The sequence below is a fragment of the Candidatus Polarisedimenticolia bacterium genome, from assembly GCA_036001465.1.
Classification (GTDB): Bacteria; Acidobacteriota; Polarisedimenticolia; order Gp22-AA2; family Gp22-AA2; genus Gp22-AA3.
This window is the reverse complement of the sequence record DASYUH010000010.1, coordinates 66,294-74,223: the sequence shown is the minus strand read 5'-3', so window position 1 is coordinate 74,223 and position 7,930 is coordinate 66,294. Positions and strand designations below refer to the sequence as shown.

Here is a 7,930-nt window from a genome sequence, read left to right as displayed (position 1 = left end):
ACCTCGACCATCGGCATCGCCTGCTGACGAGTCTCCATGTCGACCAGGCGGTCGTCGAGACGCCCGGCCCGCAGCTGGGCGCGGAGCTTGTCCCGGGTGGCGTCGACGGGCGCTCCGGGCGCCACCTGCTCGAGCGTGCCGCCGCTGAACGGCTCGCCGCCCCGGCGCGGCAGCAGGAGGTCGAGCAGGCGCTCCTCGGCCTGCGCTTCGGCCTTGTCCCGCACGGCCGCCATCATCTCGGCCTTCACCATGTTGACGCCGAGCTCGGTGAGCTCACGGATCATCGACTCGACGTCACGGCCGACGTACCCCACCTCGGTGTACTTGGAGGCCTCCACCTTGATGAACGGCGAGTCCGCCAGCCGCGCCAGCCGGCGGGCGATCTCCGTCTTGCCGACGCCGGTCGGGCCGATCATGATGATGTTCTTGGGCGCCACTTCCTCCGCCATCTCGGGCGACAGCTTGAGGCGGCGCACGCGGTTGCGCAGGGCGATGGCGACCGCCCGCTTCGCCTTCTGCTGGCCGACGATGTAGCGGTCCAGCTCCTCGACCACCTGGCGGGGGGTCATGTCGGCGGCCGGCTCGGTCACGCCCGCGGCGTCTTGCGTGCCGGCCGGGAGCGCGCGGCTCTTGCCCTTCACAGCTCCTCCACGACGAGCCGGTCGTTGGTGAAGATGTCGATCTCCGAGGCGATCTTCAGGGATTCCTCGACGATGTCGCGCGCCCCCAGCTCGGTCCGGCGCGCCAGCGCCCGGGCCGCCGCCAGGGCGCACGGGCCGCCCGATCCGACCGCCACGAGCCCGTCGTCCGGCTCGATGAGGTCCCCCGTTCCGGACAGCAGGAACGAGCGCGTGCCGGAGGCCACGACCAGCAGGGCTTCCAACCGCCGCAGCGCCCGGTCGGTCCGCCAGTCGCGCGCCAGCTCGACCGCGGCGCGCTCGAGGTTCCCGTTGTACTCCTCGAGCTTGGCCTCGAAGCGGGTGAACAGGGCGAACCCGTCCGCCGCCGCGCCGGCGAACCCGGCGATGATGCTGTCTTTGTACAGGCGCCGGATCTTGCGCGCCCCGTGCTTCATGACGGTCGAGCCGAGCGTGACCTGCCCGTCGGCGCCCATCGCCACCTTCCCCCGGTGGCGCACGCACAGCACGGTCGTGGAGCGGGTTTTCACCCGCGCATTATCACGGAAGAACCAGGCGCGGTCAACGCAACGCGGACGCGGGCGTCGACCACGAACGACGAGGCCCTGTCGGGTCCCGCGAGGAGCGGATTGATGTCCACCTGCTCGACGGACGGGTGGTCGGCCGCCAGCTGGCCGAGGCGCAGGAGAGCCTCGACCAGGAACCCTTCGTCGGCGGGGGGTCCGCCCCGGGCCCCGGCCAGGACCGGGTGCCCGCGGATGCCGCGCACCATCTCGCGGGCCTCGACGTCGGTGACCGGCAGGATGCGGAACACCACGTCCTTCATCACCTCGACGAAAATGCCCCCCAGCCCGAACATCAGCATCGGCCCGATGCGGGGGTCGCGGGCGATCCCCAGGATGGTCTCGCGCCCGCCGCGCACCATCGCCTGGACCTGGAAGCGGAGCCGCGGGTCCCCGATCGATCCGCGCATCTCCGCGCAGGCGGTCTCCACCTCCTCCGCATTGCGCAGGTCGAGCCGCACCGCGCCCGCCTCGCTCTTGTGCACCAGGCTCTCGGCCACGCCCTTGATGACCACCGGGAAACCGAGCGCCCGCGCGGCCGCCACCGCCTCCTGGGCATCCGCCGCGAGGCGCGAGGGGGCCAGGGGCAGGCCGTAGGCGCGCAGGAGGGCCTCGGTCTCCTCCGGCGCGAGCGCCGCCCGGCCCGCCGCGGCCGCGGCCTCGAGGACGGCCGCGGCGCGCCGTCGATCCACGTCGAAGGCGCGGTGCGTGCCCTCCACGCGCTCCCGGACGCGCCGGTGGTGGTCGAGACCGGCCAGGGCGCGCGCCGCCTCCTCGGGAAACAGATAGACCGGGACGCCGGCCCGCCGCAGCTCCTCGACGCCCCGGCGGCCCTGCTCCTTTCCCATGAAGCAGGTCAGGATCGGCACCCGGGCGCCCTTCGAGGCGGCGATGATGGCGCGAGCCACCTCCAGGGCGTTGATCATGATCGGCGACACGAAGATCACGATCAGTCCGTCGAGGTCGTCATCGTCCTGGAGGATCGCCAGAGCCTGCGCGTAGCTCGACGCGTCGGCCCCGGCCACCATGTCGACCGGGTTCCGCACGCTCGCCTCCGGGACCAGGACGCGCCGGAGCTTCTCCTGCGTGCCGGCGCCCAGCTCGACGACGTCCAGGCCCAGCGTGGCGCACGCGTCGGTCGCCATGATCGCCGGCCCCCCGGCATTGGTGAGAATGCCGACGCGGTTGCCCCGGGGCGGACGCTGGTGCGCGCAGGCGGTCGCCAGCTCGAACATCTCGCTCATCGAATCGACGCGGATCACGCCGGCCTGGTCGAGGAGCGTGTCGTAGGCCGCCCCGGTCCCCGCGAGGGCCCCGGTGTGGGAGAACGCGGCGCGCGCCCCGGCCGCGGTGCGCCCCGACTTGACCGCCAGGATCGGCTTCTTGCGCGTCACCCGCCTGGCGATCGACAGGAAGCGCGTGGGGTTGCCGAACGACTCGAGGTACATCAGGATGCAGTTCACGCGCGGGTCGTCCTCCCAGGCCTCGATGAGGTCGTTGCCCGAGATGTCGGCCTTGTTCCCCATGCTCACGAAATAGGCGATCCCCAGGCCGATCTCGTGCGCGTGCGCCAGGATGACCTCGCCCAGGGCGCCGCTCTGCGACATGAAGCCCACCGAGCCGGGCTCGGGCCGCGTCGCGGCGAAGGTGGCGTTCATCCTGATCTCCGGATCGGTGTTGATGACGCCCATGCAGTTCGGGCCGACCATGCGGATGCCGGCGGCGCGCACCCGGGCCTGGATCTGCTGCTCCAGGCGCGTCCCCTCCCCCCCGACCTCCCGGAATCCCGCGGTGATCATCACGAGCCCGCGCACCTTCCCGGCCACGGCGTCATCGACCACGGCGGACGCGATCTCCTTGGGCACGACCACGACCGCCAGGTCGACCGGGTCGGGGATGTCGCGCAGGCTCGGGTAGCACTTGATCGAGTGCACCGACGTGGCGTGGGGGTTCACCGGATAGATCGGTCCGGTGAACCCGTACTGGATCAGGTTGTGCAGGATCTCGCGGCCGATCGACTGCGGCCGCCGCGAGGCGCCGATCACCGCGATCGATCGCGGCCTCAGGATGGCGGAGAGCGCGCCGTCCATCAGCGCGCGACGTCCCGGACGACCTCGTCCATGATGCGCGCGCCGAGCCGGAGATTGTCGATCGAGATCCTCTCGTCGTTGCCGTGCGCCCGGCGCTGCTCCGTCTCGTCGAGGACGTACGGCTCGAAGCCGTAGGCCTGGATCCCGAGGGTGCGCATCAGGGCGCTCTCCGTCCATCCCGTCAGGATGGTCGGGGCCAGGACGAGATCGGGATGGTGCCGGGCGCGGGCCCGATCGATGGCGCGCATCAGCTCGCTGTCGACCGGCGACGCGGTCGCCGGGACGTAGGCGCCGATGGTCTCCACCGTCACTCCCGGCTCCTCGACGAGCTGCTTGAGCTGCTCCAGGAACGCGGCGGGATCCTGGCCGGGCAGAAGCCGGATGTCGACGCGCGCCTCCGCCACGGTCGGGATGATGTTCGTTTGCGGCGCCCCCTGCAGCATGGTGATCGAGATGGTGTTGCGAAGAATGGCGTTGAAGAACGGGTCCGACTCGATCGTGGCGCGGAAGGCGGGGTCGTTCAGGGCCTCTTTGATGTTCCTTAACTTCTCCGCCCTTCCCGGGGGCTGCGAGGCCGCGCGCGCCTTGAAGAAGGCGTCGGCGGCCGGGGTGACGACCAGCGGCGTCTCGTAGCGGGCCAGCCGATCGACGGCGCGGAGGAGCGCCAGGACGGCGTTCTCCTTGGTGAAGGGCTGCGACCCGTGTCCCGGCCTCCCGCGCGCCGTGATCTTGATCCACAGCGGGCACTTCTCGGTCACGCCGACGTCGTACGACCGGGGGCGCCCGTCCACCTCGTCGATCACGCCCCCCTCGTTGATCAGGAACTCGGCGTCGCGCACGAGGTCGGGGCGCTTCTGCACGATCCATGTGGCGCCGGCGGCGTCGACCTCTTCGTCGGCGGTGGCCACGAAGATCAGGTCGCGGGAGAGGAGGGATCCCCCTCGCCGGACATTGACCATCGTCACGGCCTCGATCAGGCCGGTCGTCTTCATGTCGAGCGCCCCCCGGCCGTAGACGTAGCCGTCCTTCAGGACCCCCGCGAACGGATCGACCGTCCAGAACGGTCGCTCCACGTTCACCACGTCCATGTGGTTGAGCAGAAGCAGCGGCCGCTTCGCGCCGCTCCCTTTCAACCGCGCCACCAGGTTGGCGCGCCCGGGGGCGATCTCGAAGATCTCGGAAGGGATCCCCTCGCGATCGAACCAGTCCTTGAAGAAGCGCGCCGCCTTGAGCTCGTTGCCCGGAGGATTGCTGGTGTCGATCCTCAGGTAATCGCGCAGGAGCGAGACGATCTCCTCGTCCGTCAGCGCGGCCTTCGCGGCCGGCGGCGGCGCGCCCCATGCGACCGGCACGGCGAGGGCCGCGCCGAGCAGGACCGCCGCCAGGATCCCCGCCGGCGGACCCGCCGACCTGCCTGCCCCGATGAAACCGCCTCTCCGTCTCTGGGTCACCGTCGCCCCTCCAGGAAGCGACCCTTGTACCTCAGGACCCGCTCCGACTCAAGCCGCGCGTTGCTTGACACCGGGCGCTGCGGCTCCATAGCATGTCGCGGCTCGTCCCGTCGTCGCGGCTTCGGGGACGCGCGAGCCCGGAGGGGATCCGATGGCGGCGCCGCAGGACGAACGCAATCTCCACCTCGCGATCGGCTACTCCTCCCTGACGCTGTTCGCCGCGTCGATCGGCGTGCTCATCTGGTTCCTGCTGGCGCGGCTCGACCTCTCCGAGCCGCTGTCGGACGCCATCCTCCGCGAGCTCGAGCGGGCCACCGACGGCCGCGGCGACGCCAACGCCACGTTCAACGTCATCCTGGTCCTCGCCTGGGGGTTCCTGCATTCGCTCATGACCCGGCGGCGCTTCAAGGACCATCTGCAGAAGGTCATCCGCCCCCACCTCGAGCCGGCGGCCTACTCGATCGTGTCGAGCGCCGGCCTCATCGCCGTCTGCCTGCTGTACCGGCCGATCCCGAGCGAGGTGTACGCGCTGGGAGGCGGTGCGGCCCTGATCGTGCGGCTGCTGTTCTTCGCCGCATGGGCGCTCTTCGTCTTCTGCTTCTTCCATCTGGATCCGCTCGAGATCACGGGGCTCCGTCCCATCCTCCGCTACCTCGACGGCACCGCCAGGCCGCCCGAGCCGTTCCGCGCCACCGGTCCGTTCCTCTGGGTCCGCCATCCCGTCGAGCTGTCGTTTCTCGTCGCCTTCTGGGCGACCCCGCACATGACCCGCGGGCACCTGCTGTTCGCCGCCCTGATGACCCTCTATACCTTCATCGGGATCGATCACGAGGACCGGAGGATGCTCGACCTGCACGGCCCCGCCTACGCGGACTACATGAAGCGCACACCCCAGATCGTCCCCCTGCCCCGTTGAGCGATAGCGGTCTCGCTCTTCACCGCGTGGCGGTCGCGGGCGTCTTCGTGCTGGGGTTGGCCGTCTGCCTGCCGGCGGCCGACGCCCCGTTCACGTTCGACGAGCAGGCCGGCATCGCGGACAACCGGGCCATCCGGCCCGGAGCCCCGCTGCGCGAGGCGATCCTCTATCGCTACTCCCCCGACCAGGCGCGTCCCGTCTTCTTCGCCTCGCTCCTGTTCGACGCCGATCTCTGGGGCCGCGGGCCGCGCGGCTTCAGAGTGATCGGCTTCCTGATGCACCTGGCCTGCGGCGCAATCCTGTACCTGCTGCTCCGGCGTTCAGATGGGCGGGCGCCGGGCGCCGGCGCCGCAGCACCCGGCGACAGCCTCGCCGCCGCCCTCGGGGGGACCGCCCTGTTCCTGCTGCATCCGTTGCAGTCGGAGTCGGTGCTTTACATCTGGGGCCGGTCGGAGGTCCTCTCCACCCTCTTCGGGCTTCTGGCGGTCCTGCTCGCCCTGACGTCCGGCGAGCGCCCGACCCGGCCGGAACGCCTCTATCTGCTGCTGGCGGGCGCACTCGCCTGCGAGGTGTTGGCGCTCGGCTCCAAGGAGGAGGCGGTCGTGGTTCCGCTCATCTTCTTTATGTGGTGGAGGTGGGTGGAGGGGCGCCCCGTGCGGCCGGGGACCCTGCGCGCCCTGGCCCTCGGCGTCCCCGTCGTCCTGTTTCTTCTCTGGAGGGCCTGGGTCCTCGGCGGCATCGGACGACAGGTCTTCGCCCGGAGCATCGCCGACAACGTCCTCGGCCAGGGGGTGGTCACCCTGCGCATGCTCCGCCTGTTTGTCCTCCCCTTCGGGCAGAGCATCGACCACCCGGCTGAGGTGCCGGGGCTTCTCGCCGGCACCCTGGCGATCGCCGCGTGCCTGCTGATCGTCGGTTGGGCGATCGTCGTCCTTCGGGCCGGTGACGCGAGCCCCGCTCTTCGGCGGATCGCGTGCGGCGTTCTCGTCGCGGCGGCCGGGACCGTCCTCTACTGGGGCGTCCCGCTGCCCGATCTGATGTGCGAGCGCCGCGCCTACCTGCCGCTCGCGGGGGCGGCCCTGACGGTATCGGGAGTCGTGCAGTACGCGCGCCGGCGCGCCGGCCTCGCGGTCGCTCTCATCGTGCTCCTGCTCGCGCCCGCAATGGCCGCCCGGGGGCGCGTCTGGTCCGATCCCCGTCGCCTCTGGGAGGAGGCGGCCCGGATTGCGCCTCTCAACGCCCGCCCGCCGATCAACCTCGGCGTGATGGCCGCCGAGCGCGGCGATTTCGCCCGCGCGCTCCAGCTCTTCGATCAGGCGGTCCGCCGCGAGCCGGCCAATCCCGAGGCGCTGTTCAATCGCGGCAAGCTCCATCGGGACGCCGGCCGGCACGATCAGGCCGTCGCCGATCTGCGCGCCGCCATCGCGGCGAGCCCCGGCATGGTCAAGGCCCGGATCAACCTGGCGATCGCCCTGATGGACGTCCACGACTTGGCCGGCGCCGAATCCGAGCTGCGGGCCGCGCTGCGCATCGACCCCTGGGATCCGCGCGCCCTCACCAACCTCGGCGAGGTGCTGCGCGCCACCGGCCGCCCCCGCGAGGCCGTCGTGTTGTACCGGGAGGCCCTGGACGCCGATCCGACCTATTCCCACGCCGCCGCCCGTCTCGGCGTCACGCTCGAAAACCTCGGCGACCGCCAGGGGGCGCTCGCCGCCTATCGCGAGTTCCTGGCGCGGGGGACGGCCTCGATCTCCGATCGGGAGGCGGTCATCGGGAAGGTGAAGGCGCTCGAGCAGGATTCGGGCGAGCCGGCGCTCCCCCCGCCCAGTCGGCCCTAAGTCTTCCAGGAGCGCCAGCAGGCCGACCCGGCCCGGCACGCGGAGGGAGCGGATGGAAAACGTCCGGGCTGGGTCGCTCGGCGGCTTCCGTACCGAAGCGCTGCACCTGCGAGCCGGCGAGCGCGTCGGCGGTGGGCGTGCAAAGAGTAAGGACAGCCGTCGAGGATCCTCACGTCCTGGACACCGGCGTAGAGAAGCACCAGCGCCACTCGGGTCGCCGCCATCGTCGGCTTGCCGTACAACGACGGGGCCGTCCGGGTCACCCCGAGCGAGAGCAGCGCCCGCTCGAGCTCGGCGTCATCGACCAGCCTCCAGAGCGGCGGGCGCTCGATCCGGCCGGTGTCGAAGTGGAGCGCCCCCGGGACGTGCGCCTTGCGGTAGTCGCGGGCGCCGCCCCAGCCCACATGGAAGAGGGCCACGCCTGGATTCCTCGC

General features: G+C 71.3%; 7 protein-coding genes. 2 read left to right on the top strand and 5 right to left on the bottom strand.

What is annotated here, in order from left to right; genetic code table 11:
• The 4 genes from VGV60_02030 to VGV60_02015 all read right to left on the bottom strand — a co-directional run.
• Window positions 1–569: AAA family ATPase (locus VGV60_02030; GenBank protein ID HEV8700031.1), on the bottom strand; the 569-nt coding region annotated here is incomplete at its 3' end.
• A gap of 68 nt (window positions 570–637) precedes the next feature.
• Window positions 638–1,168, bottom strand: coding sequence for an ATP-dependent protease subunit HslV (hslV, locus tag VGV60_02025; GenBank protein ID HEV8700030.1), 531 nt, complete (start codon window positions 1,166–1,168; stop codon window positions 638–640).
• On the bottom strand, window positions 1,165–3,291 hold the full coding sequence (locus VGV60_02020; protein ID HEV8700029.1) for an acetate--CoA ligase family protein: 2,127 nt from the start codon (window positions 3,289–3,291) through the stop codon (window positions 1,165–1,167). Before VGV60_02020 ends, hslV begins: the two co-directional genes overlap by 4 nt.
• Window positions 3,291–4,742, bottom strand: a complete 1,452-nt coding sequence (locus tag VGV60_02015) for a M20/M25/M40 family metallo-hydrolase (protein HEV8700028.1) — start codon at window positions 4,740–4,742, stop codon at window positions 3,291–3,293. Before VGV60_02015 ends, VGV60_02020 begins: the two co-directional genes overlap by 1 nt.
• A gap of 151 nt (window positions 4,743–4,893) precedes the next feature.
• Here VGV60_02015 and VGV60_02010 point away from each other — a divergent pair, with 151 nt between their 5' ends.
• Window positions 4,894–5,658, top strand: coding sequence for an isoprenylcysteine carboxylmethyltransferase family protein (locus VGV60_02010; protein HEV8700027.1), 765 nt, complete (start codon window positions 4,894–4,896; stop codon window positions 5,656–5,658).
• Window positions 5,655–7,496: a tetratricopeptide repeat protein gene (locus VGV60_02005; protein ID HEV8700026.1), complete on the top strand. Its 1,842-nt coding sequence runs from the start codon at window positions 5,655–5,657 to the stop codon at window positions 7,494–7,496. Before VGV60_02010 ends, VGV60_02005 begins: the two co-directional genes overlap by 4 nt.
• On the opposite strand, the gene VGV60_02000 is transcribed toward VGV60_02005, so the two are convergent.
• A complete protein-coding gene (locus tag VGV60_02000) occupies window positions 7,493–7,915 on the bottom strand; it encodes a hypothetical protein (GenBank protein HEV8700025.1) in 423 nt (140 codons plus the stop codon). The genes VGV60_02005 and VGV60_02000 overlap by 4 nt on opposite strands.
• Window positions 7,916–7,930 lie beyond the last annotated feature (15 nt).